This window comes from Pseudomonas sp. SIMBA_041 (genome assembly GCF_046535095.1).
Taxonomy (GTDB): Bacteria; Pseudomonadota; Gammaproteobacteria; order Pseudomonadales; family Pseudomonadaceae; genus Aquipseudomonas; species Aquipseudomonas mucoides.
The window spans coordinates 1-245 of the sequence record NZ_JAWRXJ010000785.1; the positions used below are offsets into that span (position 1 = coordinate 1).

1 pseudogene is annotated in these 245 nt (G+C 55.5%); it reads right to left on the reverse strand.

The features are described 5' to 3' along the window. Window positions 1-245, reverse strand: a pseudogene (locus tag SB725_RS33260) (hypothetical protein); the annotation flags it as partial.

A 245-nucleotide genomic window follows, 5' to 3' on the forward strand; every position in this document is an offset into this window, starting at 1 on the left:
CAGTTCATGCGCAGGTTGTTAGCCAGGTCCTCACGCTTGAGCAAGGCATTGATCACTGCAGTGTGCTTGTCGACCACCGAAGGATTGCCTTTGTCATCCAACGGCGTATGAGCTTCCAGGTAGACTTTCCCGCCGCTGATACCGAACTTGTACGGATCGTTGATGATGCGCACCGAAGTTCCCACCGGCACCATGCCGGCCATTTCCAGCACGTTGTTGCTGAGCATGCGGAAACAACCGTGGCT